The sequence below is a fragment of the Rhizobium sp. 18055 genome, from assembly GCF_902706285.1.
Lineage (GTDB): Bacteria > Pseudomonadota > Alphaproteobacteria > Rhizobiales > Rhizobiaceae > Rhizobium.
In genome coordinates this window covers 1-382 of the sequence record NZ_CACSKD010000510.1, presented here as the reverse complement: position 1 = coordinate 382, position 382 = coordinate 1, and the positions used below count along the sequence as shown (strand labels likewise).

General features: G+C 67.3%; 1 protein-coding gene. It reads left to right on the top strand.

The annotated features are described in order from the left end of the window. Nucleotides 1-188: hypothetical protein (locus GVL52_RS30245; RefSeq protein ID WP_200848088.1), on the top strand; the 188-nt coding region annotated here is incomplete at its 5' end. Nucleotides 189-382 lie beyond the last annotated feature (194 nt).

Here is a 382-nt window from a genome sequence, read left to right as displayed (position 1 = left end):
GGCGCAAGGCGTTCCGGATCTTCATGGAGGCCACTTTGCGGGAAGAGTTCGGTCACGTGCTGGAAGGCACGGGCGACTTCGATGCGCTGGTGGACGAGGTCACCGCGCAGATGTACGGCGACCCGGAACTCCGCAAAGCCTGCGATCTGGCCGCAGACGCCCTGCTGGCGGCAAACGGCAAACCCTGAGACGTTCCGAACGCGGCCAGAGGCACACGGCCCGGCATCGTGCTGCCGGAAACTTCGATCTCAGTGCCTGGGGCGCAGCGCCGCCATCACCACGTCGAGCATGCTGGACCCGCCGGGTGACGTCTGCCCGTCCAGGATGCGCTCCGCAAGGCGCGCGAAATTCTCGGGGTTCGCTTCGCCGCGCAGCACGGCCT